This is a genomic window from Mangrovimonas sp. sgz306409 (assembly GCF_059735265.1).
Genome location: NZ_JCAPEU010000006.1, coordinates 250,742 through 272,581 on the forward strand (window position 1 = coordinate 250,742; position 21,840 = coordinate 272,581).

A 21,840-nucleotide genomic window follows, 5' to 3' on the forward strand; every position below is an offset into this window, starting at 1 on the left:
AATGGAAAAGACCACCGGTAAATTATACCTCATCCCAACTCTTTTAGGAGACAATCCCTCATTGGAAGTACTTCCTATTTCGGTAAAAAGTGTCATAGAACATATAGATTCTTTTATTGTAGAAAACGAAAAATCGGCAAGGCACTTTATAAAACATGTCTGTCCTCAAAAATCACAACCAAAATTGCATCTACAAGTACTTAACAAATACACGGAGAGTATGGAGATGACAACCTTTTTGGATCCATGTAAAGAAGGCATCGACATGGGACTTCTTTCCGAAGCTGGCTGTCCTGGAGTTGCAGATCCTGGTGCTGAAATTGTGAAGTTGGCTCATCAAAACAACATTCAGGTTGTACCTCTAGTAGGACCATCTTCCATAATTCTAGCAATGATGAGCTCTGGAATGAATGGGCAGAGTTTTGCTTTCAACGGTTATTTACCTATCGACAAACAGGAACGCAAAAACACATTAAAAAAATTGGAGAGACGTTCTCAAGAAGAAAATCAAAGTCAGATTTTTATTGAAACCCCTTACAGGAACAATAAGCTTTTAGAAGATTTATGTCAAGTTTTACAGCCTCAAACCAAAATTTGTGTGGCTTGCGACATTACATTGCCTACCGAATACATTAAAACCTTAACGGCCAAGCAATGGAAAATGACAAAGATTGACTTACATAAACGTCCGTCAATCTTCATCATACATAAGGAATAATCAATACAACTATAAAATAGCTTTTGCTGTCTTATTTGGAACAATATGGGAAGTATCGTACCCTGAAAATCGTTTCATATAGTACTTTACAGATGTTCCATAGGCATCCTTGAAATTGTCAACGCCCGAACTTCTTAGGAATTTCTTTACGCTTCCGGGTCCCGCCAAGTGGGCTGCAGCCAAAATACCGGATTCCGTAACGCTTATACCGTTAATGGTAGTTCCTACAAAACGCTTGATATCTTTACGCAAAATCCACTTATTGCGTTCTGCATTGGCCAAAAAGGCTTTTTCTTGAAGTTCCGGATTGTACAAAAACTGGTTAGGATTATAAATTCCTATTAATTTCAAGGTTTCTGCACCAAATTGGTACTTTCCAAGATAGCCTAACGTATTCACCGTAAAATAATTTCCTCTGGATTCCTTAAAAGCAATCGCTTCCTTGAATCCTATATAGGTTTTTCCTATATTTGGGAAATAGACCTCCTCGGAGAAAGGAGTTGTGGGCTCTTCAGTTTCATTAGCCAAAAAAGCCATATCTTCTGAAACTGTAAAATCAAGTTCTAACCCTTCTGTTGAATAGTCACCCATATCAACGGCTTCTTGGTTAGAAGAAAGCGCCAAATAAATCAGCGCACAAATTGTAAGAGGGATTACGAAAAAATTAGTTTTCTTTTTTATCATAATAGCTAATTTATAAAGCCGTTATCTCCCCAAAAACGGGCTTTAAATTTCAGCGGGCAAAGGTATAACTTTTTTTTAAACCCTGAAAATTAATCGCTTAAGTACTTCAAAAATAGATTCCGTGGAACTTTATGCAATTTTTATCGGTGAACTCCACTGTAGGAAAAGGTATCTTAATAAGGTTAAAAACTTCAAAAACAGTTCTTAAAAAATGGGAGTTTGTGTTAATTTTGGTTAAATCTACATCGAGGCTAAAAAAATATTGTCGGCGCCTATTTTTTTCAATAATTTCCTCAATATTTTCATTTTCCATTCCAAAAAGCATTCCCTCGGCTCCATAGCCAAAAGCCATGTTCAACCACTTGGGAATTTTACTTTCCTTAAAAAAGGAATGCAGGTTAATACTTAACCAATAAGTTTGCCCATTGTAATCTTTTAGGATTTCTTCCAAAAATCCATCTCCAAGGGTATCGGGCCGCAGCTGTGCATAATGGGTTTGATGAAACGAATATTTTAAAGTCATTCGCTGTTCTTTCCAAAGCAACTCTTGACCAATATACAATCCCGTGCCCGAAGCATTGGCAATAACATCTCCCCAAGAAAAACCCCATTCCTCTGAAAACCCATCAAAAACCTCCACTGCCGTTAAAAAGGCAAAGCCTAAAGTACCGCCGTACAACAATTGGTCTCTTTCGCTTACCCCACTCCATTGCAATGTGTTTGCTCCCAATCTCCCCATTTGGTAAGAGGTGTAAACATGTCCCAGCTTATCCATTTGCAACCATTCTTGGTTGTCATTTAGGGTATGGAATTTTGAACGAGGATAATCGGCGTACCAAAGTTGATCCAAACCAATCAAGGCCATGGTTGCCAGTGATGCTTCGGAAATAACCACAGCATTTCTCCTTTTTATATTGAGAGTGTCACTTGGCTTAAGAAACTTATTTATTCCTGTTTGGGCATAGCCAGCAGAAACCGCAAAACAAAACAATATTATTTGACTGAAGCCACGCTTCACCCCTATCGTCTTATTCCTTGAGAAGACAAATAACTTTGGTATTCCCTAGCATTAATGTTATGCTGCGTCAAAGTTTTGGCAAATTTATGGAATCCCAAACGCTTGGCATCGGCAGCAAAATACAAGTAATTATGTTTCTCATAGTTCAAAACCGCATCTATGGCCGAAATATCCGGCATGGATATAAGCCCAGGAGGCAAGCCAGCATATTTATAGGTGTTGTATGGCGATTCAATTTCCTTATGGACATTCAAAACACGTTTAATAACCGTACCCTGATATTCTGGTAATTGGTAGGCCGCATATTTCAAGGTTGGATCGGCCTGTAAAGGCATACCAATCTTGATTCTGTTCATATACACCCCTGCAATCCTAGGTTGCTCACTTGCTTGTTTGGATTCTTCATGCACAATGGAAGCCAAAGTCATAACTTCATTTTGGCTCAAACCAATTTCTTTGGCTTTAGCCTTTCTACTGTCATTCCAAAACCTACTGTATTCGGTTGCCATACGCTCGCAGAATTGCTCAGAAGAGGTATTCCAAAAGAATTGGTAACTGTTAGGAATATACATTCCCAGAGCTGTTTTCTCAGAAAATCCATTGGCATCCAAAAATGCCTTGGAAGTCATTTCGTTCAACAATGACAAACTATCGGCTTCTATCTGAACGGCAATCCTTCCCGCTAATTTTGCTAAACTTTCCTGATTGTTAAAAGACAGTTTGATAGGAATATTATTGCTTCTTATGGAATTAATAATGTCATTATTGCTCATGCCTTTTTTAATGACATACTTTCCTGCTTTGATATTGGTTGAGTATTGCTTTCTATTGGCAAGGGCATCAAATTTATCGATATCCAACAACAAAGGTTCCAATTGGTCCCTAACATCCTGGTAGGTAGCTCCCGACGGAATATACACATAAGCCTGCTCATTATTAAAGCTTGTATTTGGCTTAAACATGGCTCCATAAATATAATATGCAATAAAAGCAGCAATAGCCAAACCTAAAAGGGCAATAGCCAACAGTATTTTTTTAAAGTACATTTAACTAGATATACGTTGAAATAAATATTCGTTTTTGAAGGAACCATCTACAAAGTTCCAATCCTTCTTCAGCCCTACTTTTTGAAAGCCGTTGCCCTCAAACAATTTGATACTGGCTTCATTTTCTTCAGAAATATTGCAATACAGTTGATGTAGATTTAAATACTTATCGCAATACCCTATGAGCAGCTTTAGAGCGTCATTACCATGCCCCATACCACGATTCACCTTATCTTTTATCAAAATTCCGATACCGGCTTTTCTGTTTTTGAAATCGAAATCAAAAAGGTCAATCAAGCCAATCACTGTATCACTATTGTTACAAATGGCCAACCGCAACTGTTTAACTTCAAAAATGTCTCTGTGGGCATTTTCTAGATACAGCTTGATGGCATATCTGGAATATGGGGTTATGGTGTTGCTAATTTCCCAAACGGACTCATCATTTTCAATGGCATGGACAAATTCCAAGTCTTCTGGCTCCAACGCCCTTAAATAGATATGTTCCCCTTTGAGTGTTAGCATTCAATTTCACCTTTAAATACAAATGTTACAGGCCCAATAAGCCAAACATTTTTGTAATGGCCATTTGCAACTTCAAAAGACACCTTTAATTGTCCTCCTTGAACTTGCAAAGCAATTGTTTCCTTATCGGTTTGCCCGGTTTTGTGCATAGCAATAGCTACAGCAGTAACGCCTGTTCCACAAGATAAGGTTTCATCTTCCACACCTCTTTCATAAGTTCTCACAGCGAAAAAGCCGTCTTCAATTTTACTTACAAAATTGATATTACTTCCTGCTTTTCCATACAATTCACTATAACGGATTTTAGCGCCTTCGGTTTTAACATCCATGCTATCCAAATTACTATTGAATTCCACATGGTGAGGAGATCCCGTATTTAAAAACACATGCGATTCGTGTTGTTCAACCAAATCCACATCTTGCATCTGTAGGTGTACAATATTGTTGTCTACCGTGGCATGGTGAAGTCCGTCCACAGCCTCAAACGTAGCCTTGTCTTCAATTACTCCCAAATGTTTTGCAAATGCCACCAAGCATCTACCTCCATTACCGCACATAGAGCTTTCATTTCCATCGGCGTTGTAATACACCATTTTGAAGTCATATTCTGGGTGGTTTTCCAACAAGATTAAACCATCGGCTCCAATGCCAAAACGTCTGTCGCACAAAAAAGCTACTTGTTTGGTATCATTTTTGTCGAAAGTTTGTTGACGATTATCAATCATCACAAAATCGTTCCCTGTTCCTTGATATTTGTAAAAAGTAAGTTTCATATTGGGGACAAATATAGGAATAATCGACGGTAAATCCCGTTGTTAAATAGGCGTTAAAACCAACGTTAAAAAGCGTTAAATAGAAATTACCCATTCAATAAAAAAGTAATTTTAAACGTTAAATTATTCAATATATAAACCATAAAATCCTAATAAACTATGAAAAAATTACTGTCTTTAGTTTTAGTTTCCGTATTAGGTGGAGTCATTACACTGTCTGCCTATAAAATGTATTTCGATCAAAATACTGCTTTCCAATCCCCTACGACGGTTAGCGAATCTACATATTTTCCAACCGTCCAGAACGTTTCCAATATTGCCAATGCCGTGAATGCACCCAATTTTGTTTCGGCTGCGGAAAAAACGGTCCACTCTGTAGTGCACGTTAAGAACACGGCCATCATTACAGGACAAAACAGTTTTGAAGATTTCTTCTTTGGAAGGCAATCCCAAAGAGCCCAGGTTGGAACCGGAAGCGGCGTCATTATATCTCCGGATGGCTATATCATTACCAATAACCATGTGATTAATGGTGCCAGAGAAATTTCAATTACACTGAATGACAACAAAATTTACGATGCCCAACTTATTGGTACGGATGAAAAAACCGATATCGCCCTGTTAAAAATTGATGCGGATGAAGATTTGCCATACATTTCCTTTGGTGATTCGGACCAAGCAAAAATTGGTGAATGGGTATTGGCTGTAGGGAATCCATTCAATCTAACCTCAACCGTAACTGCAGGTATCATTAGTGCCAAGGCCAGGGATTTGTCTGGCAGCAACACACAGTCCTTTATTCAAACAGATGCAGCCGTGAACCCAGGAAACTCTGGTGGTGCCTTGGTAAATGCCAATGGAGATCTTATAGGAATCAACACCGCTATTTCTTCCCAAACAGGCTCATATATAGGATATTCCTTTGCAGTGCCAAGTAATATTGCCAGAAAAGTAGTAGAAGACATTATGGAATTTGGCGATGTGCAAACTGGTATTTTGGGTGTTACAGGAATTTCCCTTAACAGTGAATCAGCTGAACATTTTGGTGTGGAAACTTCGGAAGGATTTTATGTAAACGGCATTGAAGAAGACACCGGAGCAGATTTGGCAGGTATTAAAGAAGGAGATGTCATTACAAAATTGGATCACATTAAAATTTCGAAGTTTGCCGACCTGAAAGGTTATCTTACTACAAAACGTCCGGATGACGTAGTCAATGTGACATTACTAAGAAATGGAGATATAAAGGTACTTCCTGTAACCTTGATGAAGAATTCTACTTTAACGCTTCCTATTGTTGGACAAGTGAAAAATGCTAAAGCTTCCGATTTGCAAAAATACCGTACCAATAATGGTATTAAAATAGCGGCTTTGGACAACACTTATGCTAGATATTGGAAAAAGAACGGCATTGAAGAAGGTAATATCATCACAGCTATAAACGATGTTAAAGTTCGTGACGTTGATGAAGCTAAAAAAATTATTACCGAAAACACAAACGGAGAACCATTGAAGTTCGAGATTATCAACAAAAATGGTCAAAAAGAAAATTTTTATTGGAGATAAGTTAAATTCCTTAAAAACATGTCAATCCCCTTACGCTATTTTGGGTAGTGTAAGGGGATTTTTATTTGTTAAAAATGGTTACGAAAACGTTTGAAATAATGTACTTTTGACAAAAATTTAATTTTAACAACACACTAAACATTAAAAAATGAGTCTTAACGGTACTTATGAAAAGGAATTAGCTTTTCAGGCAGACAGACGTCGCGCCACTGTAGAATTTATTAAAATTGTCAGTGACCTTTGGTACGATAAATCTATAGAACTTGTTTTATTCAGAAACCAACTTATCGACAAAAACGTAAGTGAAATCTTGAACTTACACGAATACGCCGGAGAGTTTGTTCAAAAGCCAATTTCAATTTTTGATTCGGTAGAAATTGCCCAAGCCATTAAAAACTTAGACTTGCCACCAGCCAAATTAGACATTGGAAAGCTAACCTATGAATTTCATATAGAAGACCAAAAGTATAGCGCTGCAGATTTTGTAGCCAATAAATTGAAAGATGCCTACAACAACGAATCCATCAAACCGAAAGACGTCGTGCTTTATGGATTTGGAAGAATTGGACGTTTGGTTGCCAGAGAATTGATGTCTAAAACAGGAAAGGGAAGCCAATTGCGCTTAAGAGCTATTGTAACTCGTGGTGCCGTTGACGAAACTGTATTGGAAAAAAGAGCCTCTCTGTTACGCAACGATTCTGTACATGGGGATTTCTCAGGCACCGTTTCAACCGATCCAAAAAACAATGCCCTAATTATCAACGGAACAACCGTAAGCATCATTTCGGCAAATAGTCCAGAGGAGATTGATTACACTGCATATGGTATAAAAAATGCTTTGGTTATAGACAACACAGGTGCTTTTAGGGACAAAGAAGCGTTGAGCAGACTTTTAAAATCGAAAGGAGCCGATAAGGTATTGTTGACTGCGCCTGGTAAGGGGATCCCAAACATTGTATACGGAGTAAACCATTTGGATAACAACCCTGACAAAATAAAAATTTTCTCAGCTGCTTCTTGTACAACCAATGCCATCACACCTGTTTTAAAGGCTGTAGAAGATACTTATGGCGTTGTAAGCGGACATTTGGAAACCATCCATGCCTATACCAATGACCAAAATCTAGTGGACAACTTCCACAAAAAATACCGTCGTGGACGTGCTGCAGGATTGAACATGGTAATTACCGAAACTGGTGCTGGAAGTGCCGTTGCAAAAGCATTACCTGCTCTAGAAGGCAAATTGACTTCTAATGCCATTCGTGTACCTGTTCCAAACGGGTCTTTGGCAATTTTAAATTTAAATTTAGAAAAAGAGACCTCTGTAGAAAGCATGAATACCATTATGAAAAAATATGCTTTGGAAGGGGAATTAGTAGAGCAAATAAAATATGAAATGAGTGACGAATTGGTTTCAAGCGATATCATTGGAAGCTCTGCACCTTCTATATATGACAGTAAAGCTACCATTGTAAGACCAGATGGCAAGAACGTGGTTTTATACATTTGGTATGATAACGAATATGGCTATAGCCACCAAGTTATCAGATTGGCTAAATACATAGCTAAAGTAAGACGCTACACTTACTATTAGTAGATTTTCAACTAAAAACTGAAAGAGCGGATTCAAATTGAATCCGCTCTTTTTATTTTGAATTTACTCTTTTTGCTTAAAGAGGAAAATTAAATTGATTTCTTCGTCTCTCTTTTGTCGACCAATACACGAAATAATCTAGGGACCACAAACACAAACACTGCAGTGTAAATTGAAGTCAGTAGTTCTATATTCAGATAGAAATATAGAATCAAAAAAAGTGCAACAGCGCTTAATAAGTATGATAATGTTATGTTATACTTTGTCATCAATGATTTTTTTTGGAAATGAAAGCAAAAACGAGAAAATTTTACAATAGTTAATATTTTTCTGTAAAGATAAAGCAACCTTTTAACTTAAAACGCATCTATTTACAAAACAACCAATCCATTAAAAATATGAAAACAAAAAATTTACTCTTAATTTCTTTATTAGCCGTATCAATGTTGGGATGCTGGCCTCCTAAAGATTCCGAAGAAGAAATTATTTCCGAACCTTGGCCCTCCTCCTATTACACCCCCATAATCATGGAGCGAAGTGAATTTGAAGCCTCGACTATCTTTGAGTCTCCCAAAAGCATTGTCAATTCCGGCAAAATTTACCTCAAGGACAACTTCCTATTTATTAACGAAAAGAACGAAGGCTTTCATGTATTTGACAATTCTAACCCTGAAAACCCAATTAACCTTGGGTTTATTAAAGTTTTAGGCTCTTCAGACCTCGCCATAAAAGGCGACATTTTGTACGTGAATAATGCAACGGACCTTATTGCCATACAACCCAATTTAGAAACTTCAACAGTAACAATTACAAAACGTATTTCCAACACGTTTCCCCAATTGTTCTCCCCTGATGGTTTTGAATATTACAATTTAGAAGAAGATGAAATTATTATAAACTGGGTTTTAAACGAAGACTAACATGAAAACATATATCTCACTTTTGGTTGCTTGCCTATTACTAACTGCTTGTAATAGCGACAGCATTGTTTCCTCTCAGGATTCTGGATATGTAGAATCAGGACAAGGTGGTTCCCTAGCCAGATTTATTGTAAAGGGCGATTACCTTTACTCGGTAGACCTTTACGGTTTACATGTTTTTAATATTGCCGATCTTTCCAATCCCGTTGAAGTGAATTCGGTGCCAATAGGGTTCAATATTGAAACCTTATTTGCCTACAAGGAATATTTATATATAGGTTCAAGAAATGGGATGTACATTTATAGTGTGCAAAATCCTGAACTTCCAGAATACCTTTCCGATGTGCAGCATTTTACGTCATGCGATCCCGTTGTGGCCAATGACACCTACGCTTTTGTAACACTTCATGCCGACATTGGCTGTGGTAATACAATTAATGTATTGGAAACATATGACGTAACAGATATTGTGAATCCTGTGCTCATTTCTTCTAGAAATTTAACCCAACCAATCGGTTTGGGGCTTTATGGTGATTATTTATTTGTATGTGATGATGAAGTTAAGATTTTTGATATGTCTGACCCTGCGAGTTCAACCTTGGTAAATTCCATCAACCGAAATGGTTTTGATGTGATTATTCACCAAGACCTTTTAATTTTAATAGGAGAAAATGGCTTGTATCAATTCAGTTTAAACCCTAATGACATTCAGGACATCACAGAATTGAGTTCTCTAAACATCTAAAACCTTATTTCCTTCGTATATACCAATAGCTCCACCAAAACTGGGGCTATTGGCATAAAATAGGCCTTTACATCAATAGAAATTATTATATTGCCCCCCGATTAACTATAAGTAATTTAATCTAGCTGAAATGAATATTTTAAAAACTGTATTATTTTCCTCAATTTTCCTTTTAAGTTTTTCTACCACCCAAGCCCAAGAATCTACCGACGAAGACGACCAACTTTCATTAAACTCTGGTTCTATTGACAACCAATTTGAATATGTTATTCAAAAATCAAACAATTATCAAGATTACAAGGTTATTAAAAGAGCGTGGTTGTACACATTAAAGTCACACACCTTGGATTCTTTGAAAGCTGTACATAAAGAATTGGCAGACACTCAAGTTGTAGTAGATTCACAAGCTGTAGAAATAGCTAGCTTAAAAAGCAATTTAAACAACACTCAAGAAACTTTGGATGCTACCAATCTTGAAAAAGACAGTATGTCACTGTTTGGAATCCAAATGAGTAAAGGAAATTACAGTACGCTTTTATGGAGCATTATTGGAGGTCTTTTGGCCTTCTTGTTGTTCTTCATTTATAAATTCAACAATAGTAATACAGTGACCAAGCAGGCTAAACAAGCATTGGCGGAAACTGAAGAAGAATTTGAAGAACACCGACGTAATGCCTTAGAGCGTGAGCAAAAAGTAAGACGTCAATTACAGGACGAAATCAACAAACAAAAGAACGGCTAATTACTGCTGCCTCTTACAATATTCAAAGCCTCTGCATTCTTTTGCTGAGGCTTTTCTTTTTCTACACAATGGGTATATGCTAAAAAAGTGCAAAGCCTTATGACCAAATGCGTACTTTTTCACATCTTTGCAGTTCATAATTTTGATCATGCGTATAGATATCATCACTGTATTACCAGAATTGCTCAAAAGTCCATTTGAAGCTTCCATCCTAAAACGTGCTATTGAAGCCAATTTGGTTGAAGTACATTTTCATAATTTGAGAGATTACACCACCGATAATTACAAAACAGTAGATGATTACCAATTTGGTGGCGGCGCTGGCATGGTAATGCTGATTGAACCAATCGATAAGTGCATTACCAAACTACAAGCGGAACGCGACTACGACGAGATTATCTATATGACGCCAGATGGTGAACGCCTAAAACAAGGCATTGCCAACCAATTGTCCCTAAAGGAGAACATCATCATTTTATGTGGACATTATAAAGGAGTAGACCAACGGGTTCGTGATAAATTCATCACCAAGGAAATTTCTATTGGGGATTATGTGCTTTCTGGAGGCGAATTGGGAGCTGCCGTGCTTTGCGATGCGGTGATTCGGTTGATTCCTGGCGTGCTTGGAAACGAGACCTCTGCCCTAACCGATTCTTTCCAGGATAATCTGTTGGCCCCACCTATCTATACAAGGCCTAGAAGTTACCAAGGCATGGATGTTCCCGAAATATTGTTCAGTGGTAATTTCCCTGAAATCGAAAAATGGCGTGAAGAGCAAGCGTATCTTAGAACCAAGGAACGTCGCCCAGATTTGCTAGACGACTAGTTTTCATGTAAAAAAAGGTTTCTTTTCGTTGTAAATAATTAATTATTCACTATTTTTGCAGCCAATTTCAGGTTAACCTCTGGCGATATCCGTGAATGTTAGTTTGGATTTAACCATTTAAATTTAAAAGAAATGAATTCTTTAGTAAAATTTGTACAAGACGAATTTGTAGCAAAAAAAGATTTCCCAGAGTTTGGAGCTGGTGACACTATTACTGTTTACTACGAAATTAGAGAAGGTGAAAAAGTAAGAACACAGTTCTTTAAAGGTGTTGTATTGCAACGCAAAGGTTCTGGAAGCTCTGAGACTTTCACTATCAGAAAAATGTCTGGAACAGTTGGTGTAGAGCGTATTTTCCCAATCAACTTGCCTGCACTTCAAAAAATTGAAGTTAACAAAAGAGGTAAAGTTAGACGTGCAAGAATCTTCTACTTTAGAGGTCTTACAGGTAAAAAAGCTAGAATTAAAGAGGTTAGAAAATAATCTTCTAATTTCCTTACAATACAAAGCCTTGAATTTTTCAAGGCTTTTTTTATGAACTAATGTTTACAAGTCAAGTTCATAAAAAGTTAATAATTAAGCACATAATCTCTTTTAAATCAGGCTTTTTTGTCGTAATTTAGCATAACGTTCTAATAACAACATCATGTTGGTTTCAAATGGTTTATAATTTGGATTTATATTAAACGTATAAAGACAACGTTCTTTATAAATTGTTTTTCGAGGTTTTTACAAACCATGATATTTTAAAAAGTATTGAATGTGCAAACAGTCAATAACTAGTAAAATTGAAAGTTCCCAAAGGAAGCATAAGCGAAAGTGATTGTTTAGGTAGGAAACAATGTATAATTGTTTATATATTATACATCAAGAAAAACAATTGAAACATTTATTAACACGGCAATACATTTTGAAAGTTAGTAAGTGTTTCATTGAAACAGTGAAACTTGAATTGAAAAGGACGATGGAGCATGAGTTCTACTCGGCTGATTTGACGGTAAGTTAATTAGGTCACGAAGTAACTGTTTCAGAAAGCCATGTCAAGGTAGTTTATCTACAATGATATGGCTTTTGTTTTTATTCATTTTGGTAATCCAACCTAGTTAAATAGTTATACATGATTTCTCCTCTCTTTACAGTAAGCAAAATCCTGTAATCATTGTAATCTTTAGGTATGTATATATCTACTTTCTGAGAGTTCCCTACTCTGTTAATGGTTAAAAAATCGCCTTTAGAATTTGTTTTCACCAAAGACCATTCGTAACCTGATATATTTTCACTCTCTGTTGGGATATGCCATCCTATGCTATCATCATACTCCATAGCACTATAGGTGAAAGCGTAGCCCGGAGTTAAATGTTTATAGGGCTTTAAAACTTTAACAGTTGGAGAGTTTTGAACATTTGCATTCAAGTTGGTATAACTAACATAATCATAATATTCCTTCTTAAATCGTCCTTCCCTATCTACCAAACCATCAAAAGTAAGTCTGTTCACTTCAAAACGGTCTTGCCATTCAGACAAACAAAATGTCGTTTCCTTAGGCTTTAGTTTTATTAAATTTTTAACCTCAATATCAGATATCAAAAAATCTAGAGATTTACTATTCAAATAATTTGCCATCGGGGCATAATAGTCTTTATTTACAACATGTAAACCAATTACGAAGTCTCTTTTAAGTTTCTCCTGTATTTTTTGAAGACTTACAAGTCCGTCGCGATTAACAGTAGTAGTCAAGGAAACTGGTCTGTTTGGATCTATAGTATTTATCTCCAAAATCAAATCATCCAACCATTTTAAATAAGCCTTCCCTTGAAAAAATTGTTCCTCCACACCATAAACTCTTTTTTGGTGCTTCAGAATATCATTTTCAATGGCCCAAGAAACAATATGGTTTTCATTCTTTCGCTCTTGAATTTTCTCAATGATATGATTTTTTAAAGTAATTGGTGAAATTGAATCTTTTAGGAAATCTATTGTTTCGGGAACAAAAAAACTATAAACTACCTTCAGTCCATATTCATTGGAAATACTTAGCAAATTGTAATCATAAGTATCGTTTTCCATAAACTTGATGGTATTAATACCCAAGTCCTTCATTTCAGCAAAATCTTGCCCTAACCTTTCCCGTGTTAAAACATGGTAATCTGTTTTCCAGTTTTGCCCTTTTTTCATGTTCACTCCTTGAAATTTGTGAAGCAAAAAATCTAGGTTGTCATTCATTTTAAGTGAAGTCTCTAAAGCCCTTTTATTTTTCTGCTCAACCTCCTTATTCTTATTATTAGTATCCCATGGCTTGAAATAATGATAGGCAACCCTATTTCCTTGAATGCTCCAATCAAAGGTTTCGTTAGCCTCATAACCATCAGGATGATTATTATCTCGGTTTGAATTGAAAAACACTATAGATTGGACTTCAGGAAACTCTCCATATAAAACCTTAAAAGCGTCGTTAATCCATTTTCGCTTGTTCTGTTCATTTCCCAAGGAACCAAATTCCGAAATCATCACTGGTTTGTCACAAACGTATTCTAACATGATGTGAAACGGATCATACATTAATTTGAACGTTTTCATTTCTTCAGGAATGGAATCTATGTCATAACTTAGAACATTCACACCTACCCAATCCACATAATGATCGCCAGGATAAAAGTCCTCGATGTTTTCTGCTTTCCAAGGATTCCACACCCAAATTACATTATCGGCATACACCTCCATAAACTTTACGTACACATATCTCCAAGCTTCCTTAAACTCCTTGCTCGCATTCTCCTCATTACTATACCATGGATAAAAAGGATTGTCAAACTCATGGGCGAACCTTAAAAAGACAGGATTTTTAAGCTCTCGTAATTTTACCGCGAATTCAGAAATATAGGAATCGAACACTCCTTTATTAATTAATTGAAATACATTTTTCTCCTGAATTGAATCACTTTCAAACGTATGAATCCAAGGTTCCCAAGTAATCATTGGGATGGCATTATTGGCATAAATAGAATCTAAATAAGAAAGTGGAATATCATTTTCTTCTTTGTTCCAAGCTAGATAAAAAGAGGCAATGTCCAGAGAAGTTCCTAATTCTCTTGAAAACTTGTCAGCTTCCTTCAATGAAGTCATACCATCATCTTTACCAGGCACAAAAGCCCCCAACATTTTATAAGGCTCTTTATCAGCTTTTATTTCGGTAGCAAAACCTCTTATTTTTATACGTTCACTTTGAAAGAGCAAAAATCCGCTAGCCAAAACCAAAAAACATACTGCCGGAACAGCCACTTTCTGCCAAATATTGAAAGCGTAAGAATTAAATTTAGAAATAAAACTTTCCTCCTTTTGAGCTTTACTCTTTGCCTCCCCTCCATAGGCAAAGGCTAAGGTATAAAACATGTCGAATGCATTGAAAAGAGCATAAAAGGACATAAAAATTGAGAAAGGCGTAAAATCTCTTTTGAGTCCATACACAATCGCAATAATTGACATTGCACCCAAAATAAGATTTGGTAAAACAAGAGTGAATTTTGTGTTTTCAGTATTTGTCTTAGGAGTTGCGATGTAAGGGACCTTTTTTCTGATAAGGGTATAAATTGTTCCTAAAATATAGATCCACCAGGCAGAATGCATCAACAATCCTGCCGTAAAGTGTACACCTCTTTCTTTAGGTTTGACAAGCCATTTCTGCACATACATTCTAATGCCCACGAGGCAGGATAAAACAGGAAACGTAATGAAACCAAAATTATAAATGTTTCCTTTCCAAGGTGATGTACTAAGAAACAGTGACAAAATCGGGATGAGCATACAAAACAGATAAATAAACCCTGTTAAATAATGAAGCGGCAAAATGCCAAAGTGTAGCTTTTGACGCCAAGTAAATTTTGAAAATAGTCTAGGGTATGTACTCACCAACAATTCGAAGGTACCTCTTGCCCATTTTAACTGTTGCTTATAATAAGCTCCAAGACTACTTGGTACTAATCCTTTGGTTAACATTTTAGGCAAGTAAACCGACTTCCATCCTTTAGCATAAAGCTGCATACTGGTATGCATATCTTCAGAAAGTCCAGAAGCATGTCCTCCTATAGAATCCAATGCCTTTCTTCTAAACGCACAATTGGCTCCAATGGCATTCACGGTTCCGTAAGAGTTCATGGTCATCATCAACGGCCCATAAAAAAGATAGGTTTGTTCTGCGGCTCCCTTTGCTACTAAGGACTCATCTTGGTTGTAATAACCTTGAACAGTTTGCACAAAGCCAATCTCATCATTTTCAAAATAAGGGATTACCTCTAAAATGAAATTGGGCTCAGGAACATGGTCTGGGTCCAAAATGATGCAAATATCTCCAGTAGCCTGTTTTAAGGCATTATTGATATTTCCCGCTTTTGCATCTATTCTATTATCCCTTGTTACATGAATGATGCCACGGATTTCGCAAAACTCTTTTAACCGTGCATTGCCTTCCTCGTCGCATAGATAGGTTTTGTGGGGTACCTCCATATCAGAAATGGCCAATAATGTTTTCTCAACCATTTCAATGGGCTCTCCTTGGCAATAGGTGGTAAAAACATCAATACTAAAAGCTTTCTTCAATTTTGGTTTATCCGGGATAGACAAATCCCAATAATGGTACCAGATGTAAATGATCCTAAAAACATCAAATATTATGACACAGGTAAGCAAAACAAATAATAATCTGCTTTCAACCAAATCTGGTTTGAAAAACCAATACAAAAAATTAAGTATACTAATGCAACCTAGAACAATCAAAATTCTGAGGTTACGTTTTTCTTTTTTATTTGGAGCCTGAATTTGCATATCAATCCTTCTTTAAGACAAAAAATGGAATATTGGCCGTTGCAAAGTTTTGATGATCATCGTATACATAAGCCATAAGCCTGTATGCACCTTCTTCCTTTGGGGCTTGAAACTGAACGCGAGACATTTTGCTTATTGAAATATTGTCCTTGTCCAATACATTGATCTCTTGTTTAGACGAAGTTCCAAAACCTATACCTTCCTTTAGAACTTCCCATTTAAAGGTATATTTTGAGGTGGTGTCTTCAAACAATAAAACAGCCTCTAATATATCATTAGGACTATAGAGCTGTAAATCAGAATCCACTTTTTGGTTTAAAAGGATTTGAGAAATATGTGGTGCATCTTCGAATGGTTTTACACCGCTCCAAACCTCTTTTAAAGCATAATACACATTAGATTTACATCCTTCCTCATCAAAAATGTTAAACCATGTTGGAGTCCCCTCATGTTTGTCTCCCCAATAAAAGGCAATACTTCCTATCCCTTTGCTATCTGCATCGATATAGGAAAGGTATTGTTCCTTATAAAGTTTAGCCTTTTCCACGCTAGTTGGTTCGTATATTTTATTCCAAAGAGAATTTTTTTTGTACTCCCAAGGCCCATGTATCCCCCACTCACTTATGTAATAAGGCAAAGGATTAGTCACTAGATTGAGCTGTGTTTGATTTCGATGTAAATCCTGTAAATTCCCAAACATGTTATAGCTAACAATGTCAAGAGAAGTGTTAAAATGAATTGACAACACTTGTCTTCTTGAAGCTCCAGCTACTGTAGTTCCTACTGGGTGATTGGGATCAATCTTATGGATTTGATCCACCATGGCATTGAATGCATCTATAAAATCATTATTTCCAAAATTAAATGGGAACATGAGCTCATTTCCCAAATTCCACATCAACAACGCAGGATGGTCCTTATGCTCCAAAACATAGTCCCTAATCCTAGTCTTCATCAATTCAATATTAGAGTCATCTTCATACGCCCATCCATATCGATTATAATCTGGTAAAGGGATATCCAAAATAATAGCAATGTCGTATTTTAAAGCCTCATTTAATATTGCTGTGGTATTTGTGGTATCATACAATCGTAAAGTATTGCCCCCTGCATCCGAAAGTTCTTTTAAATAAGGCTCCCCTCCCGCACCTTTTATATAAAATGGCTTATTATTTCTACGAATTTCAAAGCCATTTTCGGTCTCAATAATTCTCACTGTCGCATTATCGTTCATAATATGTCTATTAGGTTGGTGGACATATAAAAACGTCGACAACATAAGGATTACCAACACAATGGAAACTGAAAGGCGCTTCATACAAGAAACTATTTTAGACATTGAAAATCAACAATATAAAACAATTTTAAAATGAAAATTAAATGTATCAAATCTTAAAGAGCCCTTTTCAATATATCTGATAAACGTCAAATAAAACAGATTAAAGGATTATCCCTTAACTTTACCTACTTTCGCAATAAAGAACTTTTATGAGCCTAAGCATAGTTGACCAAATATTCAAAAGCGAAGATTTCGTGAACACTCCCCTTCAAAAGGGAGAATACGATTGTTGTATTTTTGACAATTGCAATTTTGCTGAAGGCGATATTTCCAATAGTTCCTTCATGGAATGTGAGTTTATCAACTGTAATTTAAGCAATGTCAATATGGCCCATGCCTCTTTAAAGGAAATTACCTTTAGAGAATGCAAGCTCACCGGTGCCCAATTTCATAAGTGTGATCCATTTTTGCTAAGTTTTAAACTCAACAACTGTCAATTAAACTTTGCATCCTTTTATAATTTGAATTTAAGAGGTATTCACTTTACCGATTGCAACCTTCAAAATTGCGATTTCACTCAAACCGATCTTTCCAAAGCAGTGTTTCATAATTGCGATCTCAAAAACACTCAGTTTGACCAAACCAACTTAAAAGACACCGATTTTAGAACCTCCTTCAATTACACTTTCAATCCAGAACACAATCAACTAAAAGGTGCGAAATTTTCAAAAGATCAGGTGTTAGGATTGCTTTCCCATTTACGAATTAATATAGACTAGAAAAGGCTTCCAAAACCCAATAGATTTTTACTACAATTTCTCAATAAAAATTCCTTTTAAGCCAAGAAAATTCGACAATATTTTCAAATTGTCAACCTATTGTCAGTCTACCGTAAATAACTTGTTGATTTTTGTATATTTGCAAGGCTTTGAAAAAAGCGCGTTTTTATTAATTAAATTACAAACCTTAAATGTCAAACAATCCTACAATATTTTATACAAAAACTGACGAAGCTCCTGCATTAGCTACACAGTCATTTTTACCAATAGTTAAGGCGTTTACAAAATCGTCAGGAATTACTATAGAAACCAAGGACATCTCATTGGCCGGCAGAATTTTAGCTACTTTTCCAGAAGCTTTGACCGAAGACCAAAAAGTTGAAGATGCTTTGGCAAAATTAGGAGAGCTTGTAAAGTTACCTGAAACCAATATCATTAAACTTCCAAACATCAGTGCTTCCATTCCACAGTTGAAAGGAGCCATTTCAGAATTGCAAAGTCAAGGATTCAACATTCCAAGTTATCCAGACGAACCAAAATCTGATGAAGAAAAAATGATCAAATCTAAATATGATAAGATCAAAGGAAGTGCTGTAAACCCGGTATTGCGTGAAGGAAACTCTGATAGACGCGCACCAAAAGCAGTTAAAAACTACGCTAAAAAGAACCCGCACTCTATGGGTGCTTGGTCGGCAGACTCTAAGTCGCATGTAGCAACTATGGACCATGGTGATTTTGCACATAATGAAAAATCGGTAACCTTAGATCATGCTACTTCTGTAAAAATCGTTCATACAGATGCTAATGGGAATGAAACCATTTTAAAAGAAAGTTTCCCTATTTTGGAAGGTGAAATCATCGACGCTTCTGTAATGAGTAAAAAAGCCCTTTTGGAGTTTTTGGAAGCTCAAATTGCAGATGCCAAAGATCAAAACATTCTTTTCTCTTTACATATGAAAGCAACCATGATGAAGGTGTCAGACCCTATCATCTTTGGTCATGCTGTAAAAGTATACTTCAAGGAAGTATTCAGCAAACATGCTGAAACATTTAAATCTATTGGAGTTGATGCCAACAACGGACTTGGAAACCTATTGGCTAAATTGGAAGAACTTCCTGAAGACAAGCAAAAGGAAATTGAAGCCGATATCAATGCTGTAATTTCAAACAGTGCTGATTTGGCTATGGTAAATAGTGATAAAGGTATTACCAACCTTCACGTACCAAGTGACATCATCATCGATGCCTCTATGCCTGCCATGATCCGTACTTCTGGACAAATGTGGAATGCTAAAGGTGAGCAACAGGATACCAAAGCAGTAATTCCAGACAGCAGTTATGCAGGTGTCTACACAGCAACTATCGATTTCTGTAAAGAGCACGGAGCTTTCGATCCAACTACTATGGGAACTGTTCCTAACGTAGGTTTAATGGCTCAAAAAGCAGAAGAATATGGATCTCACGACAAAACATTCGAAATCACTGCAAACGGAACTGTAAGTGTTATTGATGCCGAAGGAAATACCTTAATTCAACACAACGTTGAAGCTGGAGATATCTGGAGAATGTGTCAAGTTAAGGACGCGCCTATCCAAGACTGGGTAAAATTGGCCGTGACGAGAGCTAGAGCATCCCAAACACCTGCCGTATTCTGGTTGGATGAAAACAGAGCACACGATGCCGAATTGATCAAAAAGGTAAATGCTTACTTGCCAAACCACGATACCGAAGGATTGGATTTAAGAATCCTTTCTCCTATCGAAGCAACTAAATTTACGTTGGAGCGCATGAAAAATGGTGAAGACACCATTTCGGTTTCAGGAAACGTTTTGCGTGATTACCTAACAGACCTTTTCCCTATTTTGGAATTGGGGACCAGTGCCAAAATGTTATCTATCGTACCATTGATGAATGGCGGTGGATTGTTCGAAACTGGAGCTGGTGGATCGGCACCTAAGCACGTAGAGCAGTTATTGGAAGAAAACCACTTGCGCTGGGATTCTCTTGGAGAATTCTTGGCCTTGGCAGTTTCTTTTGAGCATATGGCCGTAACCCAAAACCATCCTAAAGCGCAAGTTTTGGCGGACACTTTGGATAACGCTACTGAAAAGTTATTAGAGAACAAAAAAGGACCTTCTAGAAAAGTTAACGAACTTGACAATAGAGGAAGCCATTTTTACTTGGCAATGTACTGGGCACAAGCTTTGGCAGCTCAAACTACGGATGCCGATTTGCAAGCAGTATTCGCACCTATAGCGCAAGCCTTAACAGACAACGAAACGAATATTGTTTCCGAGCTTAACGAAGTTCAAGGGCATGCAGTATCAATTGGAGGTTATTACGAACCAAGTTTCGAATTGGCAAGCAAGGTGATGCGTCCTAGCGAAACCTTCAACAATATTATCAATTCATTGTAATTGTTATCATACACACAAAAAAGGCTTCTTAATAGAGGCCTTTTTTTATGCCCTTTCTTTTCTATTTGGGCGTTCCCTTTTTTAACAAAAAGGGCGTGCTGTCCACTATATCTTTTGCAAAAGTCTTTGCAAAAGGATGCCGCTGCCATCACTAACGCAATTAAAATTACGTATTTTTGAACCATGGAATTTATCAAGACAACAGAACAAGATTCAAATTATAACAACCTAGAGGCCATGAGTCTTTCGGACCTATTGGTTAACATCAATGCCGAAGACAAAACCGTTCCTTTAGCAGTTGAAGAAGCCTTACCACAAATTGAGGCTTTGGTCTCACAAATTGTTGCCAAACTTAAAGAAGGAGGCCGCCTTTTCTATATTGGAGCTGGAACTAGTGGCAGACTAGGAATTTTAGATGCTTCGGAATGCCCTCCTACTTTTGGAGTCCCACATGATTTGGTCATCGGACTTATTGCCGGAGGTGATTCCGCCATCAGAAAAGCTGTTGAATTTGCCGAAGATTCTACAACCCAGGCTTGGGAAGATTTATCCCAATATGATATTTCTTCAAAAGACGTGGTCGTTGGTATTGCTGCATCCGGAACCACACCTTATGTCATTTCGGGATTGGAGCAATGCAATCAACATAATATCATTACAGGCTGCATTACTTGTAACCATCAAAGTCCCCTATCCAAAACTGCCCAATTTCCTATTGAAGTTATTGTAGGCCCCGAATTTGTAACGGGTAGTTCAAGAATGAAAGCAGGCACTGCACAAAAATTGATTCTTAATATGATTACCACGAGTACTATGATTCAATTAGGTCGTGTAAAGGGAAATAAAATGGTCGACATGCAATTGAGTAACGATAAGTTAGTCAATAGAGGAACCAGAATGCTAATGGAAGAACTCCAAATTCCTGAAGACAAAGCCCAGGAATTATTGAACAAATATAAAAATGTCCGTACCGCGATAGAAAATTACAACCATGGAAACTGAAACTAAACGCACCAATAAAACGATTCTCTTAAAAGGCATTAAAACAATGGCTCTATCCCTTGTTTGTATGTTCGCGGGGCCTACCTTGTTATATATCGCCTTTAGCAATACCGAAAAACCTTTATACATCCCCATTTTATTGGCTGCACTTTTTGTATGTGGTTTGGCAATTTACTTTGCTTTTAAAGGTCTTAAAACTATTATGGATAGCATGTTTCAAAAGTAAAATTGAGACTCCTATTTCTAAACACAAAAAATCCAGAACTGAATAGTTCTGGATTTTTTGTTTAGTATTTATTTCGTTTGAAAATTCTAACGCTTCAAGGTAAAGTGGGCCTTGAACTCCTTGCTCTGCCCCGTAGATGGTTCGGTGTACTCCACAACAAAC

The 21,840-nt window shown here is 36.8% G+C and carries 19 protein-coding genes; 12 read left to right on the top strand and 7 right to left on the bottom strand.

Annotated features, from left to right (window positions below; genetic code table 11):
• The first annotated feature begins 1 nt into the window (after position 1).
• Complete coding sequence (locus AC6I5C_RS12195; RefSeq protein WP_497905383.1) at positions 2-718, top strand: SAM-dependent methyltransferase; 717 nt, start codon at positions 2-4, stop codon at positions 716-718.
• Between the two features lie 9 nt (positions 719-727).
• On the opposite strand, the gene AC6I5C_RS12200 is transcribed toward AC6I5C_RS12195, so the two are convergent.
• From AC6I5C_RS12200 to dapF, 5 genes are all read right to left on the bottom strand, one after another.
• Positions 728-1,402, bottom strand: coding sequence for a peptidoglycan-binding protein LysM (locus tag AC6I5C_RS12200; protein WP_497905384.1), 675 nt, complete (start codon positions 1,400-1,402; stop codon positions 728-730).
• Between the two features lie 106 nt (positions 1,403-1,508).
• Positions 1,509-2,426 (bottom strand): DUF2279 domain-containing protein, encoded by a 918-nt coding sequence (locus AC6I5C_RS12205; protein WP_497905405.1) that lies wholly within the window; start codon positions 2,424-2,426, stop codon positions 1,509-1,511.
• Positions 2,423-3,466, bottom strand: coding sequence for an endolytic transglycosylase MltG (gene mltG / locus AC6I5C_RS12210; protein WP_497905385.1), 1,044 nt, complete (start codon positions 3,464-3,466; stop codon positions 2,423-2,425). The genes AC6I5C_RS12205 and mltG overlap by 4 nt, the downstream gene beginning before the upstream one ends.
• Entirely contained in the window at positions 3,467-3,991 is a 525-nt protein-coding gene (locus AC6I5C_RS12215; RefSeq protein WP_497905386.1) for a GNAT family N-acetyltransferase, read from the bottom strand. It lies immediately after the preceding gene.
• A complete protein-coding gene (gene dapF, locus AC6I5C_RS12220; RefSeq protein WP_497905387.1) occupies positions 3,985-4,764 on the bottom strand; it encodes a diaminopimelate epimerase in 780 nt (259 codons plus the stop codon). Before dapF ends, AC6I5C_RS12215 begins: the two co-directional genes overlap by 7 nt.
• Positions 4,765-4,923: 159 nt before the next feature.
• Here dapF and AC6I5C_RS12225 point away from each other — a divergent pair, with 159 nt between their 5' ends.
• From AC6I5C_RS12225 to rplS, 7 genes are all read left to right on the top strand, one after another.
• Positions 4,924-6,330: a trypsin-like peptidase domain-containing protein gene (locus AC6I5C_RS12225; protein WP_497905388.1), complete on the top strand. Its 1,407-nt coding sequence runs from the start codon at positions 4,924-4,926 to the stop codon at positions 6,328-6,330.
• A gap of 148 nt (positions 6,331-6,478) precedes the next feature.
• Positions 6,479-7,924, top strand: a complete 1,446-nt coding sequence (locus tag AC6I5C_RS12230; protein WP_497905389.1) for a glyceraldehyde-3-phosphate dehydrogenase — start codon at positions 6,479-6,481, stop codon at positions 7,922-7,924.
• Positions 7,925-8,322: 398 nt separating this feature from the next.
• A complete protein-coding gene (locus AC6I5C_RS12235) occupies positions 8,323-8,844 on the top strand; it encodes a hypothetical protein (RefSeq protein ID WP_497905390.1) in 522 nt (173 codons plus the stop codon).
• Position 8,845: 1 nt separating this feature from the next.
• A complete protein-coding gene (locus AC6I5C_RS12240) occupies positions 8,846-9,589 on the top strand; it encodes an LVIVD repeat-containing protein (RefSeq protein WP_497905391.1) in 744 nt (247 codons plus the stop codon).
• 130 nt (positions 9,590-9,719) lie between these two features.
• Positions 9,720-10,331 carry a tRNA (guanine-N1)-methyltransferase gene (locus AC6I5C_RS12245; RefSeq protein WP_076665280.1) on the top strand — a complete coding sequence of 204 codons (612 nt, stop codon included), beginning with the start codon at positions 9,720-9,722 and terminating at the stop codon, positions 10,329-10,331.
• A 148-nt stretch (positions 10,332-10,479) separates the two neighbouring features.
• Positions 10,480-11,157 carry a tRNA (guanosine(37)-N1)-methyltransferase TrmD gene (gene trmD, locus AC6I5C_RS12250; protein WP_497905392.1) on the top strand — a complete coding sequence of 226 codons (678 nt, stop codon included), beginning with the start codon at positions 10,480-10,482 and terminating at the stop codon, positions 11,155-11,157.
• A gap of 132 nt (positions 11,158-11,289) precedes the next feature.
• Positions 11,290-11,640, top strand: coding sequence for a 50S ribosomal protein L19 (gene rplS / locus AC6I5C_RS12255; protein WP_053977553.1), 351 nt, complete (start codon positions 11,290-11,292; stop codon positions 11,638-11,640).
• Between the two features lie 594 nt (positions 11,641-12,234).
• On the opposite strand, the gene AC6I5C_RS12260 is transcribed toward rplS, so the two are convergent.
• The gene (locus tag AC6I5C_RS12260; protein WP_497905393.1) at positions 12,235-15,750 is read right to left on the bottom strand and encodes a glycosyltransferase family 2 protein; all 3,516 of its coding nucleotides are present in this window, start codon (positions 15,748-15,750) and stop codon (positions 12,235-12,237) included.
• A 226-nt stretch (positions 15,751-15,976) separates the two neighbouring features.
• Complete coding sequence (locus AC6I5C_RS12265) at positions 15,977-17,293, bottom strand: glycoside hydrolase family 2 TIM barrel-domain containing protein (RefSeq protein ID WP_497905394.1); 1,317 nt, start codon at positions 17,291-17,293, stop codon at positions 15,977-15,979.
• A 170-nt stretch (positions 17,294-17,463) separates the two neighbouring features.
• Between AC6I5C_RS12265 and AC6I5C_RS12270 the strand changes: the two genes are divergently transcribed.
• From AC6I5C_RS12270 to AC6I5C_RS12285, 4 genes are all read left to right on the top strand, one after another.
• Complete coding sequence (locus AC6I5C_RS12270) at positions 17,464-18,033, top strand: pentapeptide repeat-containing protein (protein ID WP_497905395.1); 570 nt, start codon at positions 17,464-17,466, stop codon at positions 18,031-18,033.
• A 191-nt stretch (positions 18,034-18,224) separates the two neighbouring features.
• Positions 18,225-20,450 (top strand): NADP-dependent isocitrate dehydrogenase, encoded by a 2,226-nt coding sequence (locus AC6I5C_RS12275; protein ID WP_497905396.1) that lies wholly within the window; start codon positions 18,225-18,227, stop codon positions 20,448-20,450.
• A 183-nt stretch (positions 20,451-20,633) separates the two neighbouring features.
• Positions 20,634-21,452, top strand: a complete 819-nt coding sequence (gene murQ / locus AC6I5C_RS12280) for an N-acetylmuramic acid 6-phosphate etherase (protein WP_497905397.1) — start codon at positions 20,634-20,636, stop codon at positions 21,450-21,452.
• Positions 21,442-21,678, top strand: coding sequence for a DUF6095 family protein (locus AC6I5C_RS12285; RefSeq protein ID WP_053977546.1), 237 nt, complete (start codon positions 21,442-21,444; stop codon positions 21,676-21,678). Before murQ ends, AC6I5C_RS12285 begins: the two co-directional genes overlap by 11 nt.
• Positions 21,679-21,840: the final 162 nt, after the last annotated feature.

Excerpts from the sequence above, each read along its gene's own strand:
- AC6I5C_RS12195 (WP_497905383.1), top strand. The coding sequence starts at position 2 with ATGGAAAAGACCACCGGTAAATTATACCTCATCCCAACTCTTTTAGGA.
- AC6I5C_RS12200 (WP_497905384.1), bottom strand. The coding sequence starts at position 1,402 with ATGATAAAAAAGAAAACTAATTTTTTCGTAATCCCTCTTACAATTTGT.
- mltG (WP_497905385.1), bottom strand. The coding sequence starts at position 3,466 with ATGTACTTTAAAAAAATACTGTTGGCTATTGCCCTTTTAGGTTTGGCT.
- AC6I5C_RS12215 (WP_497905386.1), bottom strand. The coding sequence starts at position 3,991 with ATGCTAACACTCAAAGGGGAACATATCTATTTAAGGGCGTTGGAGCCA.
- dapF (WP_497905387.1), bottom strand. The coding sequence starts at position 4,764 with ATGAAACTTACTTTTTACAAATATCAAGGAACAGGGAACGATTTTGTG.
- AC6I5C_RS12225 (WP_497905388.1), top strand. The coding sequence starts at position 4,924 with ATGAAAAAATTACTGTCTTTAGTTTTAGTTTCCGTATTAGGTGGAGTC.
- AC6I5C_RS12230 (WP_497905389.1), top strand. The coding sequence starts at position 6,479 with ATGAGTCTTAACGGTACTTATGAAAAGGAATTAGCTTTTCAGGCAGAC.
- AC6I5C_RS12235 (WP_497905390.1), top strand. The coding sequence starts at position 8,323 with ATGAAAACAAAAAATTTACTCTTAATTTCTTTATTAGCCGTATCAATG.
- AC6I5C_RS12240 (WP_497905391.1), top strand. The coding sequence starts at position 8,846 with ATGAAAACATATATCTCACTTTTGGTTGCTTGCCTATTACTAACTGCT.
- AC6I5C_RS12245 (WP_076665280.1), top strand. The coding sequence starts at position 9,720 with ATGAATATTTTAAAAACTGTATTATTTTCCTCAATTTTCCTTTTAAGT.
- trmD (WP_497905392.1), top strand. The coding sequence starts at position 10,480 with ATGCGTATAGATATCATCACTGTATTACCAGAATTGCTCAAAAGTCCA.
- rplS (WP_053977553.1), top strand. The coding sequence starts at position 11,290 with ATGAATTCTTTAGTAAAATTTGTACAAGACGAATTTGTAGCAAAAAAA.
- AC6I5C_RS12265 (WP_497905394.1), bottom strand. The coding sequence starts at position 17,293 with ATGAAGCGCCTTTCAGTTTCCATTGTGTTGGTAATCCTTATGTTGTCG.
- AC6I5C_RS12270 (WP_497905395.1), top strand. The coding sequence starts at position 17,464 with ATGAGCCTAAGCATAGTTGACCAAATATTCAAAAGCGAAGATTTCGTG.
- AC6I5C_RS12275 (WP_497905396.1), top strand. The coding sequence starts at position 18,225 with ATGTCAAACAATCCTACAATATTTTATACAAAAACTGACGAAGCTCCT.
- murQ (WP_497905397.1), top strand. The coding sequence starts at position 20,634 with ATGGAATTTATCAAGACAACAGAACAAGATTCAAATTATAACAACCTA.
- AC6I5C_RS12285 (WP_053977546.1), top strand. The coding sequence starts at position 21,442 with ATGGAAACTGAAACTAAACGCACCAATAAAACGATTCTCTTAAAAGGC.